The following is a 23,985-nucleotide window of genomic DNA, read 5'->3' as shown; positions in this document are numbered from 1 at the left end:
AAGATGTGTTCAAGAAAATCCTTATCGCCAATCGCGGTGAAATCGCTTGCCGTGTCATGCGGACGGCCAAGAAGATGGGCATTGCGACCGTCGCGGTTTATTCGGACGCCGATGCGCGCGCGCCTTTCGTCCAGATGGCCGATGAGGCGGTGCATATCGGGCCGTCTCCGGCGTCCGATTCCTATTTGATCGCCGACAAGATCATCGCGGCGTGCAAGGCAACCGGCGCCGATGCGGTGCATCCGGGCTATGGTTTCCTGTCCGAGCGCACCAGCTTTGCCGAGGCGCTGGCCAAGGAAGGCATCGCCTTTGTCGGCCCGCCGGTGAACGCGATCGCGGCGATGGGCGACAAGATTGAATCAAAGAAGCTGGCGATGGCGGCGGGGGTCAATGTTGTTCCCGGCTTTGTCGGCGAGATTGACGATACCGAACATGCGGTGAAGATTTCCAACGAGATCGGTTATCCGGTGATGATGAAGGCGTCGGCGGGCGGCGGCGGCAAGGGGATGCGGCTGGCCTATGATGAAAAGGACGTTCGCGAAGGATTTGAGGCGACGAAGCGCGAGGGGCTGAACAGCTTTGGCGATGACCGCGTGTTCATCGAAAAATTCATCCTCAACCCGCGCCACATCGAGATCCAGATCCTCGGCGATCAGCATGGCAACATCCTTTATTTGAACGAGCGCGAATGTTCGATCCAGCGGCGGCACCAAAAAGTCGTCGAGGAAGCGCCATCCCCCTTTGTCACGCCCAAGATGCGCAAGGCGATGGGCGAGCAGTGTGTCGCGCTGTCCAAGGCGGTGGGCTATTATAGCGCGGGGACGGTCGAACTGATCGTCAGCGGCGCCGACCCGACGGGCGAGAGTTTTTACTTCCTTGAAATGAACACGCGGTTGCAGGTCGAGCATCCGGTGACCGAGGCGATCACCGGCATCGATCTGGTGGAACAGATGATACGCGTTGCGGCGGGAGAGAAGCTGAGCCTGACGCAGTCGGACATCGGCATTTCGGGCTGGGCTATCGAAAATCGCGTCTATGCCGAAGACCCCTATCGCGGCTTCCTGCCTTCGACGGGGCGGTTGGTGCGCTATCGCACTCCGGTTCCGGCGTGGGAGGGCGAGGAGCGCGGTGTGGACGGCGTGCGTGTCGACGCGGGCGTGATGGAAGGCGGCGAAGTGTCGATCTTTTACGACCCCATGATCGCCAAGCTGGTGACATGGGGCGAAACGCGCGACGAGGCCGCCGACAAGCAGATTGCGGCGCTCGACCGGTTCGAGATTGAGGGGGTTGGGCATAATATCGATTTTGTGTCGGCGATTATGCAGCACCCGCGATTCCGCAGTGGAGATCTGACCACCGGCTTTATTGCCGAGGAATATCCCGAAGGATTTCATGGCGCCCCCGGCGACCCCGCCACCAAGCGGTCTCTCGCTGGCATTGCGGCGTTTTGCAGTTGCGCGCAGGCCGACCGTGCACGGCGCGTTGATGGGCAGCTGGGACACCAGTTGGAGCCGCCCGCCGGCTGGGTCGTGCGTATCGATGAGGATGCGTATCGCGTCCATATTGATGGTGATGATCTGACCGTCGATGGCGAGGCGCTGGACTTGGCGCTGGCCTATACCCCCGGCGACCGGCTGGTGGTGGCAGAGATTGATGGCGAGGAACTGGCGGTCAAACTGAGCCGTTGGCGTTCGGGCTATAAGATGGTGACGCGCGGTCGCATCCACGAGGTGCATGTGCTGCCCGCGCTGGTCGCGCCGCTGACCCAATATATGATCGAAAAAATTCCGCCCGATCTGTCGAAATATCTGATCTGTCCCATGCCGGGACTGCTCGTCGCGCTGCACGTTGGTGCGGGCGATGCTGTCGAGGCGGGGCAGCCGCTGGCGACGGTCGAGGCGATGAAGATGGAAAATATCCTGCGCGCCGAAAAAAACCGGCGTGGTGAAAAGCGTAAACGCGGCGCAGGGCGACAGCCTGGCCGTTGATGCGGTGATTTTAGAGCTGGATTAGGACCGTGCATCTGTCTCACCGTCCCGACGCGCCGGCAGCGGATGTGATCGGCTTCGACAATTTCCTGAGCGTCGACATCCGTGTCGGAACCATCGTCGACGCCGAGCCCTTTCCCGAAGCGCGCAAGCCGGCGTTCAAACTGCGTATCGATTTTGGCGCGGGCATCGGGATCAAGAAAAGCAGCGCGCAGATTGTTGACCGTTACAGTCTCGACGAATTGCCGGGGCGGCAGGTCGCGGCGGTTGTCAATTTTCCGCCGCGCCAGATCGGCAAATTTATGTCTGAAGTGCTGACGCTGGGCTTTGCCGATGACGAAGGCGCGGTGATCCTGTTTGCGCCCGACCAGACTGTTCCGAACGGATCGCGCTTATTCTAATCAGTCTGCGGTTTCTGCTGTCCCCATCAGCCGGCTGGCAAGGAACAGCTTGAACAGCACGAACACCGCGCCCGATGCGGCGGCGAAGCCGGCATGTATCAGCCAGAAACTGGTCGTCGGCATTTCTTCGAACCAGCCGCCAACCCAGCCAACCAGCGCGTTGCCGGCAAAGAAGGCCAGATAATAAAGACCAATCACTGTGGCGTTGATCGATTTGGGCGCAAGGCGGGCGAACAGCGCAAGGCTGACCGGTAGCATATGGGCGAAGCCGATGCTGTTCACGATGTGGAACATGACCGGCCAGAACAGCCCGATTTTGCCGCCCGGAGGCATGGTCGCGGCGGCCATATAGAGGCAGAGCATACCGCCGATGGAAAAGATCGACCCAATGATGATCTTGGTCAGTTCATCGGGTTCCTGCCAGCGTTTGCCATACCAACGGTAAAACAGCGCAACGATGGCCAGAAAACTGACCGACACAATGGCGTCGAGCGTTACAAGCCAAGTGGTGGGCAGAACCGTGCTGCCCCACATCAGATTGAAATCGCGATCACCCCAGACCAGATAGGCGTTGAAAATCTGGTTGTTGGGAATAATCGCCACCGCCATCACGGGGATGAGCAAGATCAGCGCGGCCGTCGACAGCCAGTCCTGTTTTGACATCGGTGCGCGCGGTTCGGCGGTGCGGCTGGGGACGTCGAAATGGTCTTTGGGCAAATATTTTTGTCCATAGACATAGATGGCAAGAGCAATGAGCATCCCGACGCCCGCCGCGCCAAAGCCCCAATGCCAGCCCATTTTCTCGCCCAACGTGCCGACAATCAGCGGTGACGCGATGACGCCTGCGTTGATCCCGAGATAGAAGATCTGGAACGCATCGGCGCGGCGCAGGTCATCGGGCTTGTACAGTGAGCCGACCTGACTAGCGATATTGCCCTTGAACATGCCCGACCCAAGGATGAGGCAGAGCAGCGCGAGCAGGAAGGTGACGTTGAATGCCATCAGGAAATGGCCTGCGGCCATGGTGACGGCGCCAAGCAAAACGGTGCGGCGCTTGCCCAAGACCCTATCGGCAAGCCAGCCGCCTAGGATCGGAGTGAGATAAACTGTCGCAGCATAGGTGCCGAAAATGGCGCTGGCGAATTTCTGACCGTCAATGCCGCCATAAAGCGCGCGCAATTGCTCGATGCCCGCAACGCTATCGACCTCACCGGGCAGCAACAGATGCTTGGTCATATAGAGGACCAGCAGCGCCTGCATCCCATAGAAGGAGAAACGCTCCCACGCCTCTGTAAAGGCGAGATAGCCCAGCCCCTTGGGGTGACCGAGGAAGGCGCGGTCGGCGTGCGTTTCAATGTCGAGGGTCGGGGTGGCTTCGGCCAGAGTCATGCTATTTCGCTCCCACGCAATTATATTTTCCGAGGGGATAAGCGCGCGCGACGCGAGATTCCAGCAAAAAGGCGCGGGAGATAGGCAGCGACGCTGTTCGCGGCTATTGTCCGGCCATTGTTAGAGGGGGAATTTGCCATGAACTTACCAGTTACCGCTTTCGTTGCAGCCATTTGTGGGCTGCTTTTGCTTGTGACCGCCGTGATGACCGTTCGCCAGCGCCTGCGTCTGGGCGTCGGACATGGTGACGGCAATGACGCCAAACTGGTCAGCGCGATGCGCAGCCATGGCAATCTGGCCGAGCACGCGCCCATCGTCATCCTGTTGCTGGGCTTGCTAGAGAGCGTTCACGCTTGGCATCTGGGTTTGCTGGTTACCGGCGCGATCTTCCTGATTGGCCGCGTGGCCCATATTTGGGGCCTGCATATGGCAAGCGTACCGGGCAAAGCGCCGGTGCCACGCCAGATCGGCGTGATCGCCACTTGGGCGACACTGTTGGTGCTCAGCGGGTGGACCTTGTGGTTGCTGGTGACGGTGAATTTATAACGCCGTCGTCGGGGCAAGGCCGACGGTTTAGTCGATAATCGCCACGGCCCTTATCCAGCCCGCGCTGGCGCGTTCGATTTTGACGGGGAAGCAGCTTAGTTTCCAGCCGAAGGGGGGCAGGGCGTCAAGGCCGGTCAGTTTTTCGATCTGATAATAGGGCTGGATACGGCCCGCTTTATGACCCTCCCAGATGATCGACGGGTCGCGGGTTTCGGCCCAGCGGCGCGCGGTGTGGCTGAACGGCGCGTCCCAGCTCCACGCATCGGTGCCGACGACCTGCACGCCTCGCTCGGTGAGATAGAGCGTCGCTTCCTCCCCCATGCCGCAGCCCTGATCGGTGAAATTGTCGGTGCCATAAATGGCGCCCGATTGGACGAGTACGATGTCGAGTGGTTGCAGGGCATAGTCGATCCGCGCCAGCTCTGCTTCGACCTCTGTGGCAGTGATGACATGGCCGTGCGGTTTCCGGGAAAAGTCGAGTTTGACGCCGGGACGAAAGAAGAGGTCGAGCGGGGCCTCATCGATGCTGGGGGCAGGGGTGGCACCGCGATCGATGGTCGAATGGAAATGCCAGGGCGCGTCCATATGCGTGCCGTTATGCGTACTGAGAGTCACGCTTTCGACCGCCCAGCCTTCGCCATCGGGCAAGTCAGCCTTCGTTAGCCCCGGAAAGAACATCGCAATCTGCTGCCACGTGTCCTCGTGCGTCATATAGGTGATTTGCGGACGCATGACGTCGGGGTCCGACACAATGTCGTTGGTGATCGGGATCGAGAGGTCGATAAACTGGGTCATGATGCGATGCTGCCGCCACGGGCCTGCTTGTGCAAGCCAGAACAGCGACTATGACTAAGCCAACAAACAACATAGTTTGCCATGAGCTTGTCGAAGAACAGCCCTTCGACAAGCTCAGGACGAACGGCATATGGGGGATCGTCAGAGCGATGAGTGAATCTGTAGTCTATCAACCGTCCGCCAAGGACATACGCCTTGTCATCGCGGCCTCATCGGCGGGCACCATCTTTGAATGGTATGATTTCTTCATCTACGGCACCCTCGCGGGGATTATCGGCAAGACTTTTTTTCCGAGCGACAATGCGACGCTAGAGATTTTGCTGGTCTGGGCCGGCTTTGCGGTCGGGTTTGGCTTTCGCCCACTTGGCGCGGTGTTGTTCGGCTTTTTGGGTGACCGTCTCGGGCGCAAATATACGTTTCTTGTCACTGTCACCCTGATGGGTATTGCGACCGCCGGGGTTGGCCTGATCCCGTCGGCCGCCGCAATCGGGATGGCGGCTCCGGTGATTGTTATTGGGCTGCGGATTTTGCAAGGGCTGGCGCTGGGCGGCGAATATGGCGGCGCGGCCATTTATGTTGCCGAACATTCGCCACCCGGAAAGCGCGGGTTTTACACCAGTTTCATCCAGGCGAGCGTCGTTGGCGGCTTTGTGCTGAGCCTGATTGTCGTGCTGGGTTGCAAGGTGTTGATGTCCGACGCGCTGTGGAACGACTGGGGCTGGCGTGTGCCATTTGTTCTGTCGCTAGCGCTGCTGGGAATTTCGCTGTGGATGCGGCTCAAATTGTCGGAAAGCCCAGTGTTTCAGGCGATGAAGGCCGAGGGGGAGCTCGCCAAAAATCCGTTGAAGGAGAGTTTCACTTACCCCGGCAACAGACGCCGTATCTTTAGCGCGCTGTTCGGGATCGCAGCGGGGCTGACGGTCATTTGGTACACGGCGATGTTCTCTGGCCTGTCGTTCCTGAAGGGGCCGATGAAGGTTGATGATACGGCGGCAGAGATCGTTGTCGGTGTCGCAGCGGCGCTGGGTATGGGATTTTTCATCTGGGCCGGTCATATGTCCGACCGCATTGGCCGCAAAAAGCCGATCATGTGGGGCTATGGCCTCACGCTGATTATACTGTTCCCGACCTTTTGGCTGATGGGCAGCGCCGCAAACCCGGCACTGAAAGCCGCCGCAGATCGCGCGCCTATTGTCGTCACGGGCGCGCATTGCAGCTTTGACCCCTTTGCAAAGGTTCAGTCCACGGCCTGCGGGCGGACATTGGGCGAGCTTACCAAATTGGGTGTTCCCTATACCGTCGTCGATGGTGAAGGATCTGCCGATAGCGTTTCCGTCACGGTTGGCGGGCGCGAACTGGCGAGCGTCGAGCCGGAAATCTTTGAACCAGCACTTGAGGCATCGGGCTATGACTTTAACAAGCAAATCCCGAAAATCGGAGGCATTGCGGTCATTGTGCTGTCGCTGCTCGTGCTGAGCGCACTCTCTGGTTTTACATATGGTCCGGTCGCCGCGTTGTTGGCGGAAATGTTTCCGCCGCATGTGCGCTATTCGTCGCTGTCGATCCCCTATCATCTGGGGACGGGCTATTTCGGCGGATTTCTGCCGCTTATTGCGAGCTTCATCATCGCCAAGACAGGCAATGCCTATGCCGGGTTATGGTATACTTGGGGCGTTGTCGCGATGGCGTTTCTGGTCACATTGTTCTGGTTGAAAGAGCCGGTTGAGGGACAATGGGACAAGGCGCCGAAAACACCAGGCTGAGACTGGCCATTGGCGGCTTTGGCAAAGGTCGTTAGGGCGACGTTATGATCTCTATCCTTTCCCCGCTGCGCTTGCGTATCGACGCCTCAGCGCTTGTTGCAAACTGGCATTGGCTGGCTCTTACTGGCGGCGCAGATTCTTGCGGCGCGGCGATTAAGGCCGATGGCTATGGGCTGGGTGCGCGGGCGGTGATGGAATCGCTTGCGGCGGCTGGCTGTCGCGATTTCTTTGTTGCGACATGGGCCGAGGCGGCGGCCTTGATGCCCTTGCCTGCGGGCGTTTCGCTGTCGGTGCTGCACGGCGTTGGCGTCGATGATATGGCGGCAGCGCGCTTGCTTCCGGCGCGACCAGTGCTCAATAGCATCGAACAGATAGCGCGCTGGCGCAGCGCGGGCGAAGGGCAACCATGCGATGTCATGGTCGACACCGGCATGAACCGGTTAGGCCTGAGCATCAGCGACGTGGCGGGTGGTGCGCTGACGGGGCTGAAGATCGAGACGGTAATGAGCCATCTGGCCTGCGCCGATGAAGATAATGTGATGAACGTGCGTCAATTGGCGGCTTTTCGGGCGGTGCGAGAGCGGGTGGCGGCACGACGCTATAGCTTGGCGAACAGCGCCGGCATATGTTTGGGGGCGGACTATGGCTTTGACCTGACGCGCCCGGGGATCGCGCTTTATGGCGGCGTCCCGCGCGCCGAAGCGGCAGGGCATATTCGCCAGGTGGTATTTCCAGAGGCGCGCGTGCTGCAAATGCGCGACGTCCCCGCAGGCGAAACGGTCGGCTATGGCGCGACCTGGACTGCCGGGCAAGCGAGCCGGATTGCCATCGTCAACATGGGTTACGCAGACGGCTATTTGCGCTGTCATTCGGGGAATGGTGACGCGATATGGCAAGACCATATGTTGCCGCTGGTTGGCCGCGTGTCGATGGACTTGCTGGCCTTTGACGCGAGTGCGGCGGCGGGTTTGGGAGAAGAGGATTGGCTGAAGGTCAGTTATGACCTGCCCGAAACGGCGCGTCGCAGTGGCTTGTCGCAATATGAACTGCTGACGGGATTGGGCGCGCGTATGGGACGGGTGTGGGTGCCAGCCTAAGTTTTCGTGCGCCGGGTTGTGGCTCAGATACGAAAAGGGGCGCAGAATTTTCTGCGCCCCCCATCAATTTTCGAAAGTTCTGGGTTTAGAAGCTGCCTCGAATGTTCATGAAAATGCGACGACCCAGATAGTCATATTGCGATCCGAACGCCGGTGCTTGGCCGATTGCAGTAATGCCTGCAAAAACAGTCGATGCGCGCGGCGGTGGTGTGTCGAAGATATTAGACATACCTAGGGTAATCTGGAATTCGTCACCAATCCGGCGCGTGATTGACGCGGAATGATAGAATGTCGGCGACAAGCGAGTGTCGGGGCAGAAACGGCCACCCGGACGGAATACCGAGGTCCGGCAGGGGTCCCCACCTTGAACATCAAGCAGGTCCTGAAGATCCGACGTGCCGCCCGTGACATCCAGTCCGTAGAAGAGTGTCCACGGACCCTTTTCCCATGACAGATTGAAGTCACCAACCCATTTTGGCTCGCTGGCTTCGCCATTGTCGTCGATCACTGTGCCCTCGAACAAGGCAACCTTATCAGATATCTGCCACGTCATTTGTGCCTGGAAAGACAAAGAACCCAATTTACCCAAGTCTTGATCGATACGGGCCGTGACATCGATGCCACGGTTCCGTTGACGGTTGATATTGACGAAGGTGTCGAGCACCTGAGTAATATTCTGTGCAGCAGGATCTCCGGCAGGAGCGCGTGTGATCAAGTTGCAGAGCGGTTCGTTAGGGAAGAATTCCGAGTTGTAGCAGCCGTTGATAATGTTGCCTGCGCCGAGCGTAGTAATTTCGTCCTTCACTCGGATGTCAAAATAATCGACGGCGAGACTAGTCCGCAATCCACCCCATAAGATGCCGCTAAAATCAGGCGTCAAAATGACGCTTGCTGTCTTGGCGGTCGAGGTTTCCGGGGTCAGATTTCCGATGCCGCCGCCCGAAACGATCGTTGCCGATCCAGTGGCGCCAGTAAAGTTAGGCCCGATCCCATCAGCAGCGCAGTTATCGAAAATGCGCTGGTTGATGTTGCCCTGAGCCAAGTTCGATGCGGTGTTGATGCAGATATCAATATCTTGCTGGGCCTGAAAGCCGGTTTGATTTTCCAGGAACAGTTCGAACAAAGCAGGGGCGCGGAATGATGTGCCCCATGAACCCCGGAAGCGGAGCCAATCAGTGACTTCCCAATTGAGGCCAGCTTTCCAAGTTGTGTCGCTAAAACTGTCCTTTACACCATCGCGCCGCGTTGCATCGACATTGGTATAGCGACCTGCGCCTGACAATGTCAGCTTCTGGATGAATGGAGTGTTGTAAATCAGCGGTATTTCAACTTCGCCAAAGATTTCTGACGCGACAGTCTTACCGGCCGTGATGCCCGATGATGTACGCAAAGCGGCGTTACCAGCTCGCGTGAACTCACCCGGAACATCGCGGATTTCGTCGCGGCGGATCGTGCCACCAAATGCTGCACCGACATTGCCGGCCGGCAATGCAAATAGATTGCCAGACAGTGTCGCCTCGGTAGACATCTGTTTGAACAAGGTGTTGCCTGTTTCCTTACCGAACAGGAATGCCCGCTCTTGCGGCGTAAATTCGCCTTTCAACACGCGGGGATCTGTAAAGTCGATGTCAATACAAGGCGTGTTGGAGATTGCAGTCGTTTGTCCGACGCATGAACGCGTACGGAAGCTTTGCGAATCCAAAGCATCCTGAAAAATGACATCCTGCGTGTAATCAGCATCCGAGCGGCTGTACTGGCCATAGATATCCCAGTTCCAGCCAGAGAGGAATCCGCCAAAGTCTCCACGGAAACCGAGAACGCCCCGATAATAATCGATATCGGTAGAAAAGTCGGATTTGGTCAAAATCAATGGGCGAAGCAAGAAGTTGCCCGTGAATTCACTATTAAATGGATCGCCGGCATCCCCAGGATCACAATTGTCTGTGGGGCCACAAAAGAAGGCTGGTAAATCTGAATCGCCAGTAAACTGGAACACATTGAGCTGCTGAAATCCATTGTTATAGGATTTCCGATTGTTGAATAGCAGTTCGGTATAGACTTCTATATTATCTGTTATCTCATAGGAGCCTTCCAAATATCCGGTGATGCGTGATACTTTTGAAAAGACATCTGAAAACTGTTCGAGCGGTTCGAATTGATTCAGTGCGCCCGTTGATGGACCGTCAAAATTGAGGCCAAAAAAGTCTGCGGGAGCCGATACGCCAAGATTGGCGAAATCATTATAGGAAACACCGACCTGGCTTAGATTTGCACCATATTGGCCGATGAAGAGCTGACGACCATTGGGAGCGAGCAGTCCCTGCGAAAATCCTGGCCCAGTAAAATCATTGTTGGTCAGTATCAAATTGCCGATGGAGCCGTTGCAAGCTGGCTGACCAGTACGGAAATCGACAATGTCGGCACGGCTGCCATCCGCTTCACGCTTCAAGAACTCTTCTTGGCAAAAGAGGAAGTCACGGTCGTCTCGGCGCAGGTTTTGCTGCTGAAAGTAATCGACTGTAGCCATGATGTGGCCGCGGCTAAACCGTTTGCCATAGGTCAGGTTGAAGTCATACGTCTCACCACCCCCATGGGTAGGAACCGATGTAAATCCGCCGACTTGGAAGCCATCACTGTTATCTTTAGTCAAAATGTTGACAACACCGGCGACGGCATCCGAACCGTAAATCGACGAAGCGCCGGTTTTGAGAATCTCAACCTGACGCACAACCGATAATGGCAGCACGTTAAGATCGAATGAGGCGACGGCTCCACGAACGCCTGCAGGGCCAGCGCGACGACCGTTGAGCAAAACCAATGTGCGCTCGGCGCCAAGACCGCGCAACGAGATCGTCTGTGCGTCAGCACCGCCATTGGTAACAAAGCCATTGGAGATGGACGAAGTGATCTGAAGCGAACCCTGAGCAACAGGTGATGACTGTAGCAATTCTACCAGTTGATTCTGGCCTTGCTTCAGTCCGATTTCAGGGCTGATAACCTGGATAGGGTCGGGGCTGTTAAACTCGGTCCTTCTGATGCGTGAACCGGTGACAACGATCGAGTTGTCTGCGCTCTCATTTGAATCGCAAACACCGTTATTATCTGCATCGACGCAATCAATCGAAGCTTGCTGGTCTTGGGCGAGCACAGGCTGGCTCACCGAGGCGGCTACTGCAAAGGCAGCAGCACCTAAAAATAGGTGCGATTTGGTCATGAAAAACTCCCCGTTTGCCGTTCAAGAAACCAAGGTGAACAGCTTAGAGGCTAAAAAGACGGATTTTGTGGCGGAAACAAGCCCTAGCGTATAAATAATGGGCCAAAGCGAAGGGTTTGCTGATGAACTGTGTCATTTCCGCCACATTGGTTGGCGTATATATCCATACTTAAAGACCTCAGACATCGACAACTTCTCGACATGAAATCTATTTGGGAGGCGCCTACGCAATCCTAAAATTGCTAAGAATGAGCATAAGTTTGAAAAATAATTTCGCAGGTGTGTTGCTGTATTAATGAAGTGCCTGACAAAGCAGAAAAATTCACGGCTGGCGTTCCCGATTTGCGAGGGCTGCACTTTTTGAGTTTCCTTCGATCTAATTGTGGCGATTCGGTAATGGTGTTCGCAGCTTTATGGTCAAGCGCATATGTTGCGACGCATCATATTTTGGTGCTACTGCTAAAGCAGGCAAATTATCAAAAATCAGAACAGGACGGGCGCAGCTTTGCTCCCTGTCGACAGGAGCGCGAGTAAATATGGCCAAATCAAAGGCTGCGGCTGACGGCGACGTCGTCATCATCAAAAAATACGCCAATCGTCGTCTCTATGACACCGAACGCAGTTGCTACATCACGCTGGAGGATCTGGGGACGATGGTCCGCGATGGCCGCGACTTTCGGGTTCAGGACGCCAAGAGCGGCGAGGACATTACGCATAATGTGCTGACACAGATCATCATGGACGAGGAAACGCGCGGCGAGACTTTGCTGCCGGTCAATTTTCTGCGCCAGCTGATCGGCATGTATGGCGACAATATGCAGGGTATGGTTCCGCAATATCTGGAAGCATCAATGGCGGCGTTTCGTAAGAACCAAGTGCAATTCCGGTCGGCGGTCGAAGGAGCGCTGGTCAAAAATCCGATCGCAGAGATGGCACGCCGCAACATGGAAATGTTCCAGCAGGCCGCCGGCGCGCTGATTCCCGGAGCCGCCGCCAACAAGGCGCAGGATGCCGAAATCGCAGCCTTGAAAGCAGAAGTGGCCGCGCTAAAGGCTGCGCTTGCCAAGCAAGGCAAATAGGCTCCACAAGGGCGGGCCTTAGGCTTCAAACAACAGAAAATACGAATCAATGGTCAAACATGCGCTGAGCGTAACCCGGCAGGCCGATTTCGCGGGCTGGTATCAGGATGTCATTGCCGAAGCCGATATGGCCGAGGAATCGGGTGTGCGCGGCTGCATGGTTATCAAGCCCTGGGGCTATGGCATATGGGAACGCATCCAGACGATTATGGACGCCGGTATCAAGGATATGGGCGTCCAGAACTGTTATTTCCCGCTGTTCATTCCGCTGTCCTTCTTTGAGAAGGAAGCCGACCATGTCGATGGTTTTGCAAAGGAAATGGCGGTTGTCACCCATCATCGCCTGATTGCGGACGGCAAGGGCAAGCTGATCCCCGACCCTGACGCCAAGCTGGAAGAACCGCTGATCGTGCGGCCGACGTCTGAAACGGTGATCGGTGCAGCGATGAGCCGCTGGATCCAGTCGTGGCGCGACCTGCCGCTGCGCGTCAATCAATGGGCCAACGTCGTCCGCTGGGAAATGCGGACCCGCATGTTCCTGCGCACCGCAGAATTCCTGTGGCAGGAAGGGCATAGCGCCCATGCGACAACCGAAGACGCGGTGGCGGAAACGATGCGCGCGCTCGATCTGTATCGCCGTGTAGCCGAAGAGGCGCTGGCGATTCCGGTCGTTGCCGGCGAAAAGCCGGAGAATGAGCGTTTTCCGGGCGCCGTTGCCACCTATTCGATCGAAGCGATGATGCAGGATGGCAAGGCGCTGCAAGCCGGGACCTCGCATTATCTGGGAACCGGATTTTCCGAAGCGGCTAATATCCGGTTCCAGAACCGCGATGGCGGTCATAGCCTGTGCCATACGGTCAGCTGGGGCTTTTCGACGCGGACAATCGGCGCGGTGATTATGACGCATGGCGACGATGACGGACTGCGCTGTCCGCCCCGCATTGCGCCGCATCAGATCGTCATCATTCCCATGCTGCGCGACAATGACGAGGATCGGGCGGTTCTTGATTATTGCAAACAGTTGGAAGGCGAATTGAAGGCGCTGGATGCCTTTCGCGAGCCGGTACGCGTTCTGTTCGACACTGGCGCCAACAAGGCCGCGACCAAGCGGTGGAGCTGGGTCAAAAAGGGCGCACCGATCATCGTCGAAGTGGGGCCACGCGATGTGGCCGGCGGCAATGTCGCGGTGGTACGCCGTGACCGGTTGTACAAGGATGATGGTAAGCTCAATTCCGCCTTCATCCCGCGCGGCGACTTTGTCGGGCAGGCGGTGCCGACTCTGGAGGATATACAGGCCTCGCTTTACGCTGATGCCAAAGCTCGACTGGATGGAAACATTCGCCGCGATGTAACCGATTTGAAAAAACATTTCAGCGGTGAAGACAAGTTCGTCGGCTGGGTCGAGGTGCAATGGTCGCGCCCGACGGGGGCGGTGCTCGATGGCATTGTCGAGCAATTGAAGGCGCTGAAAATCACTATGCGCAACACCGCGCTCGACGCCGCGCCCGCCGATGGCGTGTGTTTCTTTACCGGTGAGCCCGCCGTTGAACGGGTGCTAATCGGGCGGACCTATTAATTGGCAAAACGGCAACAGCCCGCTGGCCTACCCAACCGTGACCAGATCCTGCGCTTTATCGAAACGAGCAGCGATCCGGTCGGCAAACGTGAGATTTCCAGACATTTCGGACTGCATGGCGCGGACAAGATCGCGCTGAAGGCGTTGCTCAAAGACATGACCGACGAGGGATTGGTCGATCTGGCTGCGGGGCGGGCCTTTCACAAACATGGCGGGTTGCCGCGGGTGACCGTGCTGCGGATCGCGGCAGTCGAAGGCGATGTCCTTTGGGCCGTACCCGAACGCTGGGAAGCGGCGACTCCGCCACCCCGCTTGCGGGTGATGGAAAAGGGCCGCAAGGGCGCGCTGGGGGTCGGCGATCGCATTCTTGCCCGCACCGAAGAACGCGGCAACGGCCATGTCGCGCACCCGATGAAAAAGCTGCAAGCCGGCGGTGAAACGGTGATTGGTGTGCTGGTGACCGATGTGGGGCCGGGCGGCAAACCGATGACCTGGCTGCGCCCCGCCGACAAGCGCGCCCGCTATGATTTCGCCGTTGCCGATATGGGCGACGCCGCGCTGGGCGAACTGGTCCGCGCCGAACTGAGCGGACGTGGTCAAGCGACCAAGGCACGGGTCATTGAGCGGATCGGGGATCCCTTCGCCCCCAAATCGCTGAGCATGATCGCGATTGCCAAGCATGAAATTCCGCATGTCTTTGCGGAAGAAATGCTGGCCGAGGCGGAGAAGGCAGCGCAGCTGCCAATGAACGCAGGGGGTCGCGAAGATTTGCGCGACTTGCCCATCGTGGCGATCGATCCCGTCGATGCGCGCGACCATGACGATGCGGTCTGGGCCACGCCCGATGATGACCCGGCGAACAAGGGCGGCTGGCGCGCGCTGGTCGTCATTGCCGATGTCAGCTATTTTGTGCGGCCCGACAGCGCACTTGACCGCGAAGCGCGGCGGCGCGGGAACAGCGTGTACTTCCCCGATCAGGTGGTTCCGATGCTGCCCGAAACGCTGTCGGCGGGGGTCTGTTCGCTAAAGGCTGGCCAAGATCGCGCAGCCATGGCCTGCCATCTGGTGATTGATAGCTATGGAAAAGTGACGTCATGGCGTTTCAGCCGCGCGCTGGTGCGCTTGCGGGCCAATATCGCCTATGAGGCGGCGCAAGCGGCAATCGATAGTGAAAGTGTTCCAGACGGAGAGAATTGGGCCGCCGACGTCTTGCCCGCGCTGCGTGATTTGTGGGACTGTTGGCGCTTGCTGGCCAAAGCGCGCGCAGCGCGGGCACCGCTCGATCTTGACCTTCCCGAACGGCAGGTCATCCTTGATGATGCAGGCGGGATCGCCGAAATTCGTGTCCGTGACCGGCTCGACGCTCACCGGCTGATCGAAGATTTTATGATCGCCGCCAATGTCGCCGCTGCCAAGGCGCTGGAGGCCAAGAAGTCACCGGTCATGTACCGCGTTCACGAGCCGCCAAGTCGCGAAAAGCTGGTGAGCTTGAAAGACTATCTGGCGACCTTTGATCAAAGTTTTGCGCTAGGACAGGTTATCACGCCGGCGACTTTCAACCGGTTGATCGACGGGTTTTCGGACGACGACCGCCTGTCAGAGATCATGACCGCCATTCTGCGTAGCCAGACGCAGGCCTATTATGGTCCTGCCAATGCGGGCCATTTCGGACTGGCTCTGGGCAGTTACGCGCATTTTACCTCGCCTATCCGCCGCTATGCCGACTTGCTGGTGCACCGCGCTTTGGTCGATGCCTATCGGTTGGAAGTGCCGGGCAAACCCAAGGACTTTTCCGCCCGCACCGGCCTAGGCGACGCCGATACCAAGGGACTGGCGTTGATTGGCGAGACGATCAGCGGGCTGGAACGCCGCGCCATGGAGGCCGAGCGCGAGACGATCGACCGCTATGTCGCGGCCTGGCTGTCGGGCAAGGTCGGCGAAGTCGTTGCAGCGCGGATCACCGGCGTGCAGCCCTTTGGCTTTTTTGCGACCGTCGAGGGGCTGGGAGGCGACGGGCTGGTGCCGGTATCGACTCTGGGCCGCGAACGCTTCCTTTATGACGAGGCGGCGCGAGCTCTAGACAGCGAGCTTGGCAAGGTCAGCTATACTATCGGGATGAAACTCGATTTGCGGTTGGTCGATGCCAACCCGATCAGCGGAGCGCTACGCTTTACGCTGCCCGACGCGCCCGATGACGGCGACCGCAAACGCCCGCCGAGGCGCGATGGTGTAAAGAAGCACAAAAGCAAGCATATGAAGGGTAAGCGCGGCCGCCCCGCCAATATACGTCATCGCGGACGATAATCGCAGCGACTGCTTGCCAATCGCCGTGAGCGTTGGCAGAAACGCGCCCTAGAATAAGCAATCGGGGGTACGCATGTTTCGATCGATACTGTTTGTGGCGCTGGGCGTCTTCGCCTTTTCGAGCGCTTCGGCGAATGACGATTCCAATAGCGTCGCGCCAAAGGCCAAGCAGACGAACGGCGATATTCCTGCAAGCTTTACCACGCCAACAGACCGCAACGATTATGACAAGCGTGTCGTGATGATTCCGATGCGCGATGGAAAGAAGCTTTATACGGTCATCGTCGTGCCCAAGGGCGTCAAAAATGCCCCGATCGTGCTGACCCGCACGCCCTATAATGCCAAGGCGCGTGCCAATCGCAGTGATAGCACCTCAATGCTTTCGACGTTGCCCTTGTCCGATGAGATTTTCGCTAAGAGCGGTTATATCCGGGTTTATCAAGATATTCGGGGCAAATATGGATCAGAAGGCGTCTATATTGTTACCCGCCCGCCAGTCGGACCGCTGAACAACAGCAAGGTCGATCACACCACCGATGCGTGGGACACGATTGATTGGCTGGTAAACAAAAAGAATCTGCCTGAATCGAACGGGCGCGTCGGGATGATCGGGTCGTCTTATGAGGGCTTTACAGTCGCCATGGCGTTGCTGCACCCGCACCCCGCTCTCAAGGTAGCGGTTCCCGAAAGCCCGATGATCGACGGCTGGCGAGGTGACGACTGGTTCCACAACGGGGCCTTCCGGCTTGCCAACATCGCGTGGATTGGCGCGCAGACGGGGTATAAAGGTGCAGGCAAAGCTCCCTCTACCGGCGGCTATGACGATTATGATAATTTCCGCGAAGTCGGGTCCGCCGGAGATTGGGCGAGGCAATCTGGTTATGACCAATTACCCTTTTGGGAAAAGATGCTGGCTCACCCGGCCTATGATGAATTCTGGCAGGATCAGGCGCTCGACAAGCTGCTCGCGGCTAATCCGTCCAATGTCCCGACGCTTTGGGAACAGGGGCTGTGGGACCAAGAGGATATGTATGGCGCCATCATGTCGTGGGAAGCGCTGAAAGCCAAAGGCAAGATGGGCAATAACTACCTTGTCATGGGCCCTTGGCGGCACAGCCAGATCAATCGCGAAGGCCGTTCGCTTGGCCCGTTTCAATGGAATGGTGACACCGCTGCGCAGTTTAGGCAGGACATGGTGCTGCCTTTCTTTAACCAGTATCTGAAAGATGGCCCCGCAGTTAAAATGCCCGCAGCAACCATCTATAACACTGGCGAAAATCACTGGGACCGGTTTACCAACTGGCCGCTCGCCTGCGCCAGTGGGTGCGAAACGCCCCTGACCCCGATTTATGTCGGCCCCAATGGGAAACTGGGCTTTGACGTGCCGCAAGCGGGCAGTACCGACTATGTGTCGGACCCGGCTAAGCCGGTGCCGCATCTGCCACGGCCTGTGAATTTTCGCGATGGCCGCTGGGCCGATTGGCTGGTCAGCGATCAGCGGTCGGTTGACGGACGCCCCGATGTGCTGACCTATAAAACCGGTGTGTTGACCCAGCCGGTGCGCGTGTCGGGCGCGCCGATTGCCGACTTATTCGCAAAGATTAGCGGGTCGGACGTCGACTTTGTCGTTAAACTGATCGACGTTTTTCCGGCTGAAAATGCAACCGATCCAAAAATGGGCGGATATCAATTGGCGATCAGCATGGACATTTTCCGTGGACGCTATCGCGATAGTCTGTCGAAACCGACGGCTATTCCAGCGGGCGTGACGCAGAAGTATCAATTCCGCCTACCTACCGTGAACCATATCTTTAAGCCCGGTCACCGGATCATGGTGCAGATTCAGTCGAGCTTGTTCCCTCTATATGATCGCAATCCGCAGAAATTTGTCGACAATATCTTTCTGGCCAAGCCAGAGGATTATCAAAAAGAGCAAGTTTCCATCATGCAAGGTGGAACCGAAGCGAGCAATGTGCAGTTGCCAATCGTGCCGGTCGATCAATCGGCGATGATGGCGAAAGCGCACTAGACAGCCCTGACTCCCGGGCCTTTGATTTCAGCTGAGTTCTTCCAGCCGTCCCAGATCCATGCCGCCGGGGACCAACATGACCGGGCAGGGCAGGGTGCCGGCGTCATGTCCGGCAAAATGCGCGACCAGCGGCCCCGGCGCGCCATGGGCGGCGGTGCCTAGAACAAGCGCCGATATGTCGGCGTCCTCACTGATAATCTCCCGCACGATTTCGGCGGGGTCGCCCGATTTCACTCGAATCTTCGGGACGATATTGGCTTCTTTGGCCACCGCATCGGCCGCCGCCGAGACGAGTTCCTCGGCATGTTCGCGCGCTTCGGCTTCGATTGTTGCCTGTATGCCGCCAAAGGCAAGGAAATCCTGTGGCGCGATGATCGCCAACACCGTGACGCCGCCGCCTGTCCGCGCCGCGCGCCGTGCGGCAAAGCGCAGCGCCAATGCCGCTTCCGGGCTATCGTCGATCACCACCAAATATGTCCGCATACCCCCGACCCCTTTATCTTTTTGTCTGTGGCAGATTGCTTCACATTCGTATGAAAGGCAAGTTTCAGCGGATAGACCTTGACCAACGCGGTGCTTATGGTGAGGAACAATCCGTAGCGGCAGGCCGACCCTGCCAGACTGACAGGGATATGCCGTACCATGCCGATCGAACTCAAAATGCCAGCCCTTTCACCGACGATGGAGGAGGGGACACTCGCCAAATGGTTGGTCAAGGAAGGCGATGAGGTCAAATCGGGCGACCTGCTCGCTGAAATCGAGACCGATAAAGCGACAATGGAATTTGAAGCGGTCGATGAAGGCGTCATCAGCAAGATCACCGTCGCCGAGGGCACCGACAATGTGAAAGTCGGCACGGTCATCGCGCTGATTACGGGTGAGGATGAAGATGCGAGCGCGGCCAAAGCGGCTCCCCCTCCGTCGCCTGCACCCGCGCCAGCACCTGCGCCTGCCGCGGAGAAGACGTCGGCTCCAACTCCTGCGCCGTCACCGGCGCCCGCCCCGGCACCCGCTCCCGCACCCACTTCATCATCAGGTGATCGAATCAAGGCCAGCCCGCTGGCCAAGCGGCTTGCTGCGGAAAAGGGCATTGATCTGTCGACGCTGAAAGGATCCGGTCCGGGCGGTCGAATTGTGAAAGCCGATCTAGAGGGTGCTCCGGCGGGTGCGGCAGCATCTCCGCCTGCAGCGGCCCCAAGTGCAGCACCAACGCCCGCTGCGGCCCCGGTCGATACCGATATTCCGCACAGTACCGAAAAACTGAGCAATATGCGCAAGACGATTGCGCGCCGCCTGACCGAGAGCAAGCAGCAGGTGCCGCATATCTATCTGACCGTCGATATTCAGCTCGACAAGCTGTTGAAATTGCGTGGCGAGCTCAACGCAGCGCTCGAACCCTCAGGCGTGAAATTGTCGGTCAATGATCTGATGATCAAGGCGCTCGCCAAAGCGCTGATCGCGGTGCCGAAATGCAATGTGAGCTTCGCGGGCGATCAGCTGATCAGCTATGACCGCGCCGACATCAGCGTCGCCGTCAGCATTCCCGCTGGCCTTATCACCCCGATCATCGTCGATGCGGGCGGCAAGGCGATCAGCACGATTTCGACCGAGATGAAGGATCTGGCGGGCCGCGCCAAAGAGGGCAAATTGCAGCCGCAGGAATATCAGGGCGGCACGGCCAGCCTGTCGAACATGGGCATGTATGGCATCAAGCAGTTCGAAGCCGTCATCAATCCGCCGCAGGGCATGATCATGGCAATCGGCGCAGGCGAAAAGCGCCCCTATGTCGTCGACGATGCTCTTGCCATTGCCAGCGTGATGAGCGCGACCGGCAGCTTTGATCATCGCGCCATCGACGGGGCCGACGGGGCGCAACTGATGCAGGTATTCAAGCAATTGGTGGAGAACCCGTTGGGTCTGGTGGCCTAGATGGGCAACGGGCAATGAGCCCCGCTGCTATCCTTCACTGGATCACCCGGCGTCTGGCGTTGCCCACGGTGATCGCAGCGGTGGTGGGGCGGTCGGCGTTTACGATTGCACAGGTCGGGTTCGACGGATTTGACGGAGTTTTTACCGACTGGCAGGACGCGGCTTATACGCTGGTCATGGTGTTTGTGACGATTGCGGCGGTCACGATCATAGCGGCGGGACTGGCGCGCACGCCCCTGCACACAGCAGTGCGCGCGATATTGTTGTTCGTGGGAGGAGCCATAGCGGCTTGGGCTTTGGTCTATTTCCTGACCGACGTCATCGCTTATGCCAATCTGGCGATTGTTCCGGCGATCGCGACCACCATCGTGTGGATTTTGTGCAATCTGGATCTTTTGAAACGCAAGAAAAGGGAAATACCCCATGGCTGAATCCTATGACCTGATCGTTCTTGGCTCGGGGCCGGGCGGCTATGTCGCGGCAATCCGCGCGTCGCAGCTAGGGCTGAAAGTTGCGATTGTTGAGCGCGAGTTGCTCGGCGGTATCTGCCTCAACTGGGGCTGCATCCCGACCAAGGCGTTGCTGCGGTCGGCCGAGATTTATCATTATATGCAGAATGCGGGCGCCTATGGGCTGAAAGCGGCGGAGATCAGCGCTGACATCGACGCGGTGGTGAAGCGGTCGCGCGGGGTCGCAAAGCAGCTTAATCAGGGCATCACCCATCTGATGAAGAAGAATAAAATCACGGTTCATATGGGCGACGGCAAGCTGACCGCGCCGGGCAAGCTGAGCGTGACGAAGGACAGCAAGACCGAAGAACTGACCGCGAAGCACATCATCGTGGCGACCGGCGCGCGTGCCCGCGATCTGCCGTTTGCCCCCGCCGACGGCAAGCGCATCTGGACCTATCGTCATGCGATGGTGCCGCCCGAAATGCCGACCAAGTTGCTGGTCATCGGGTCGGGTGCCATCGGGATTGAATTCGCCAGCTTCTATAAGGATATGGGGGCCGAAGTGACCGTGGTCGAAATGCTCGACCGCGTGGTTCCGGTCGAAGATGCCGATGTGTCGACCTTCCTTGAAAAGGCGCTCAAGAAACAGGGCATGACGATTCTGACTAGCGCAGGGGTCGAGGAATTGAAGGCCGGCGCCAAGGGCGTATCGGCGAAGATCAAGACCAAGGACGGCAAGGTCGAAAGCTCCGAATTCAGCCATGCGATTGTCGCCATTGGTATCGTCCCCAATACCGAGGAGATCGGGTTGGAGGCGTTGAAGGTCAAAACGACGAAGGACCATATCGACACCGATCCGATGTGCCGCACCAATGTGTCGGGCCTGTGGGCGATTGGCGATGTCACCGCGCCGCCGTGGCTGGCGCACAAGGCGAGCCATGAGGGCGTCATCGCCGCCGAAGCGATTGCGCAAGCCCTCGGCAATAAGGACGTCCATCCGCACGCTATGGACCCGCTCAACATTCCGGGCTGCACCTATTGCCATCCGCAGGTTGCGAGCGTCGGCATGACCGAGACAAAGGCCAAGGATGCGGGCTATACCGTTAAGGTCGGCAATTTCCCCTTCATCGGCAATGGCAAAGCGATTGCGCTGGGCGAAGCCGAAGGCTTCATCAAGACGGTGTTTGACGCCAAGACCGGCGAACTGCTCGGCGCGCATATGGTGGGCGCCGAAGTGACCGAGCTGATTCAGGGCTATACCGTCGGCAAGACCGCCGAACTGGTCGAGGTCGATTTCATGAACACCGTCTTCCCGCATCCGACGCTGAGCGAGATGATGCACGAAAGCGTGCTCGGCGCTTATGGACGGGCGCTTCATATTTGATCTTGCCTAAGGCTTGACCCCTTCCTTTCGCCTCTTGTCGGCTGCGGCGGTGCTGTTCGGTGCTGTGCTGCTGCTTGGCTGGTTGGTCGGTCGTGGCGATTTGCAAGGCTTTGACCTGGCGGTGTCCCACGCGCTCAATCTGGAGCGCGGGCGTTCGTCGGATGCGTTGCTTGCAGTGATGCAGGCGATCAGCTGGATCGGCGGCGGCCTCCAGCGTTACATCATCGTCGTTTTGCTGGCGGCAGTCCTGTGGCGTTGGTGGGGTTGGGTCGCGGGGTTGACGATGGGTTTTTCCGCCTTGCTGTCGAGCGGGGTGTCAAGCCTGTTGAAACAGGGTTTTGCCCGCGTTCGCCCCGACCTTGTCCCACAACTCGACCCGATTCACAGCTTCGCCTACCCCAGCGGCCACGCCACCAACGCGGCGGTCGTCTATATCCTTTTCATCATGCTGGTGCCGCAGGCGCGTCATCCGGTGTGGCAGGCGCTTGCCGCGGTGATGATCATGGCAACCGGTCTGTCGCGCGTCATGCTGGCCGTGCATTGGCCGAGCGATGTGGTTGGCGGCTGGATGCTGGGCGGCGCTTTTGCCTGTGCTGCTGCTTTTCTGCTGTCCTTATCCAGCGATCGCCATGGACCCGCGACCAGCGTGCTTGATAAGAACAAATAAAGAACATATAAGAGTGGGCTGTGAATTTTTGCAATCGGATTCCTCATGTCGCCCAGCCCGCTCAAATGGCTTTACCTTGATTTCAACAGCTATTTTGCCAGCGTAGAACAGCAGTTGCAGCCGGATCTGCGCGGCAAGCCGGTGGCCGTGATTCCTGTCGAAACCGACAGCACCTGCGCGATTGCGGCGAGTTATGAAGCCAAGGCTTTCGGGGTCAAAACCGGGACCCCGATATGGGAAGCACGGCAAAAATGCCCGGAGCTGATCTGCGTTCTTGCCCGACACGAGGCCTATGTTGATTACCACCATCGCGCGATTGACGAGATTAATCGGCACATACCGGTAACTGCTGTTTGCTCGATTGATGAAATGGCCTCGCAATTGTTGCGCAATGAGGCACCGGCGGCGGCGGTGTTGAAAATTGCGCTGTCGATCAAGGCAGGGCTGGCCGCCAACCTTGGTCCCTATGTGCGCTGTTCCATTGGTGTTGCGGCCAACCGCTATCTGGCCAAAGTTGCGACCGACCTAGAGAAACCCGATGGACTTACCATCCTGATGCCCGACGATGTCGAGCGGCGGTTGATGGAACTTGAACCAATGGATTTGCCGGGCATCGGGCGCAATATGGAGCGGCGGTTGCGGCATCAGGGCATTGTCACGATGCGCGACATATGGGCGCTGGACCGACGGGCGATGCGGCAGGCCTGGGGCAGCATTTGGGGCGAGCGGATGTGGTATCTGCTGCGCGGCCATGATCTGCCCGAACTGGAAACAAAGCGGCGCAGCATCGGGCACAGTCATGTTCTAGGGCCTTTGCTGCGTCCGCCGGATCAGGCTATCAACGTCGCGCGCCGTTTGACCTTGAAAGCGGCCAGTCGCCTGCGTCGGCTGGGATATTGCGCCACCATATTCGGTTTTTCGGCGCGACTGGAGGATGGGCGGCGCGTCCGTGCCGAAGCCCGTTGCCGTCCGGCTCAGGACAGCATGATCTTTCTTGATATGCTGCTGGTTTTTTGGGGCAATTATATTCCATCAGAAAAGGGTATTCTGGTGAAAAAACTGTCGGTTGTCCTGCATGGACTGGTGGAGGAAACCCTTGTGCAGCCCGATCTGTTTGATGCGATGGGGGGCGGTGCATCACAAGTGCATCGCGACAAGATGAGCAGCCTGTCCCGCGCGCTCGATCGGATCAATCACCGTTTCGGGCGTGACAGTGCGTTGATCGGTATGTTGCCGTCGGCAGGGCGCAGCTTTTCCGGAACCAAAATTGCTTTCACCCGCATTCCGGACCGCGAGGAGTTTCTTGAATAGATTTTTCTGGTCGCCTTTTCCACAGTTTGCCACCAAGGTAACGGGCAATCGAAGCAGGGGT

General features: G+C 58.2%; 17 protein-coding genes and 1 pseudogene. 14 read left to right on the top strand and 4 right to left on the bottom strand.

Features of this window, described 5'->3' with window-relative positions; genetic code table 11:
* Positions 1-5 precede the first annotated feature (5 nt).
* Together ACR3XE_RS09985 and ACR3XE_RS09980 are read left to right on the top strand one after the other, a co-directional pair.
* A pseudogene (locus ACR3XE_RS09985) lies at positions 6-2,013 on the top strand (ATP-binding protein).
* 4 nt (positions 2,014-2,017) lie between these two features.
* Positions 2,018-2,389, top strand: coding sequence for a tRNA-binding protein (locus tag ACR3XE_RS09980; RefSeq protein WP_473697796.1), 372 nt, complete (start codon positions 2,018-2,020; stop codon positions 2,387-2,389).
* On the opposite strand, the gene ACR3XE_RS09975 is transcribed toward ACR3XE_RS09980, so the two are convergent.
* On the bottom strand, positions 2,390-3,778 hold the full coding sequence (locus tag ACR3XE_RS09975; RefSeq protein WP_473697797.1) for a peptide MFS transporter: 1,389 nt from the start codon (positions 3,776-3,778) through the stop codon (positions 2,390-2,392).
* Positions 3,779-3,916: 138 nt separating this feature from the next.
* Here ACR3XE_RS09975 and ACR3XE_RS09970 point away from each other — a divergent pair, with 138 nt between their 5' ends.
* Positions 3,917-4,324 carry an MAPEG family protein gene (locus ACR3XE_RS09970; protein ID WP_473697798.1) on the top strand — a complete coding sequence of 136 codons (408 nt, stop codon included), beginning with the start codon at positions 3,917-3,919 and terminating at the stop codon, positions 4,322-4,324.
* Between the two features lie 27 nt (positions 4,325-4,351).
* On the opposite strand, the gene ACR3XE_RS09965 is transcribed toward ACR3XE_RS09970, so the two are convergent.
* Entirely contained in the window at positions 4,352-5,119 is a 768-nt protein-coding gene (locus ACR3XE_RS09965) for a cyclase family protein (protein ID WP_473697799.1), read from the bottom strand.
* 149 nt (positions 5,120-5,268) lie between these two features.
* Here ACR3XE_RS09965 and ACR3XE_RS09960 point away from each other — a divergent pair, with 149 nt between their 5' ends.
* Both ACR3XE_RS09960 and ACR3XE_RS09955 read left to right on the top strand, forming a co-directional pair.
* Positions 5,269-6,882 carry an MFS transporter gene (locus ACR3XE_RS09960; RefSeq protein ID WP_486185696.1) on the top strand — a complete coding sequence of 538 codons (1,614 nt, stop codon included), beginning with the start codon at positions 5,269-5,271 and terminating at the stop codon, positions 6,880-6,882.
* 44 nt (positions 6,883-6,926) lie between these two features.
* Positions 6,927-7,979, top strand: a complete 1,053-nt coding sequence (locus ACR3XE_RS09955; RefSeq protein WP_473697800.1) for an alanine racemase — start codon at positions 6,927-6,929, stop codon at positions 7,977-7,979.
* Positions 7,980-8,064: 85 nt separating this feature from the next.
* Here ACR3XE_RS09955 and ACR3XE_RS09950 read toward each other — a convergent pair whose 3' ends face one another.
* Complete coding sequence (locus tag ACR3XE_RS09950) at positions 8,065-11,193, bottom strand: TonB-dependent receptor domain-containing protein (RefSeq protein ID WP_473697801.1); 3,129 nt, start codon at positions 11,191-11,193, stop codon at positions 8,065-8,067.
* Between the two features lie 536 nt (positions 11,194-11,729).
* On the opposite strand from ACR3XE_RS09950, the gene phaR reads away from it, so the two are divergent.
* The 4 genes from phaR to ACR3XE_RS09930 all read left to right on the top strand — a co-directional run bounded on the left by phaR (position 11,730) and on the right by ACR3XE_RS09930 (position 18,181).
* Positions 11,730-12,272, top strand: a complete 543-nt coding sequence (gene phaR, locus ACR3XE_RS09945; RefSeq protein ID WP_473697802.1) for a polyhydroxyalkanoate synthesis repressor PhaR — start codon at positions 11,730-11,732, stop codon at positions 12,270-12,272.
* A gap of 49 nt (positions 12,273-12,321) precedes the next feature.
* Positions 12,322-13,848, top strand: coding sequence for a proline--tRNA ligase (gene proS / locus ACR3XE_RS09940; RefSeq protein WP_473697803.1), 1,527 nt, complete (start codon positions 12,322-12,324; stop codon positions 13,846-13,848).
* Positions 13,849-16,152 carry a ribonuclease R family protein gene (locus tag ACR3XE_RS09935; RefSeq protein WP_473697804.1) on the top strand — a complete coding sequence of 768 codons (2,304 nt, stop codon included), beginning with the start codon at positions 13,849-13,851 and terminating at the stop codon, positions 16,150-16,152. It begins immediately after the preceding gene.
* Positions 16,153-16,225: 73 nt separating this feature from the next.
* The gene (locus ACR3XE_RS09930; RefSeq protein WP_473697805.1) at positions 16,226-18,181 is read left to right on the top strand and encodes a CocE/NonD family hydrolase; all 1,956 of its coding nucleotides are present in this window, start codon (positions 16,226-16,228) and stop codon (positions 18,179-18,181) included.
* A 27-nt stretch (positions 18,182-18,208) separates the two neighbouring features.
* Here the strand turns inward: ACR3XE_RS09930 and ACR3XE_RS09925 are convergent, their stop codons facing one another.
* Entirely contained in the window at positions 18,209-18,664 is a 456-nt protein-coding gene (locus tag ACR3XE_RS09925; RefSeq protein ID WP_473697806.1) for a universal stress protein, read from the bottom strand.
* A 159-nt stretch (positions 18,665-18,823) separates the two neighbouring features.
* On the opposite strand from ACR3XE_RS09925, the gene ACR3XE_RS09920 reads away from it, so the two are divergent.
* The 5 genes from ACR3XE_RS09920 to ACR3XE_RS09900 are packed head-to-tail and all read left to right on the top strand — an operon-like array spanning position 18,824 to position 23,924.
* Positions 18,824-20,110, top strand: coding sequence for a pyruvate dehydrogenase complex dihydrolipoamide acetyltransferase (locus ACR3XE_RS09920; protein WP_486185695.1), 1,287 nt, complete (start codon positions 18,824-18,826; stop codon positions 20,108-20,110).
* A 14-nt stretch (positions 20,111-20,124) separates the two neighbouring features.
* Positions 20,125-20,541 (top strand): hypothetical protein, encoded by a 417-nt coding sequence (locus ACR3XE_RS09915; RefSeq protein WP_473697807.1) that lies wholly within the window; start codon positions 20,125-20,127, stop codon positions 20,539-20,541.
* Positions 20,534-21,946, top strand: coding sequence for a dihydrolipoyl dehydrogenase (lpdA, locus tag ACR3XE_RS09910; RefSeq protein ID WP_473697808.1), 1,413 nt, complete (start codon positions 20,534-20,536; stop codon positions 21,944-21,946). Before ACR3XE_RS09915 ends, lpdA begins: the two co-directional genes overlap by 8 nt.
* A gap of 13 nt (positions 21,947-21,959) precedes the next feature.
* Positions 21,960-22,613 (top strand): phosphatase PAP2 family protein, encoded by a 654-nt coding sequence (locus ACR3XE_RS09905; protein ID WP_473697809.1) that lies wholly within the window; start codon positions 21,960-21,962, stop codon positions 22,611-22,613.
* 45 nt (positions 22,614-22,658) lie between these two features.
* The gene (locus tag ACR3XE_RS09900) at positions 22,659-23,924 is read left to right on the top strand and encodes a Y-family DNA polymerase (protein WP_473697810.1); all 1,266 of its coding nucleotides are present in this window, start codon (positions 22,659-22,661) and stop codon (positions 23,922-23,924) included.
* The last annotated feature ends 61 nt before the right edge of the window (positions 23,925-23,985 follow it).

This window comes from Sphingopyxis sp. 10G20-10, assembly GCF_057365075.1.
The sequence above is the reverse complement of the archived record's forward strand: the minus strand, read 5'-3'. Positions and strand labels throughout refer to the sequence as shown.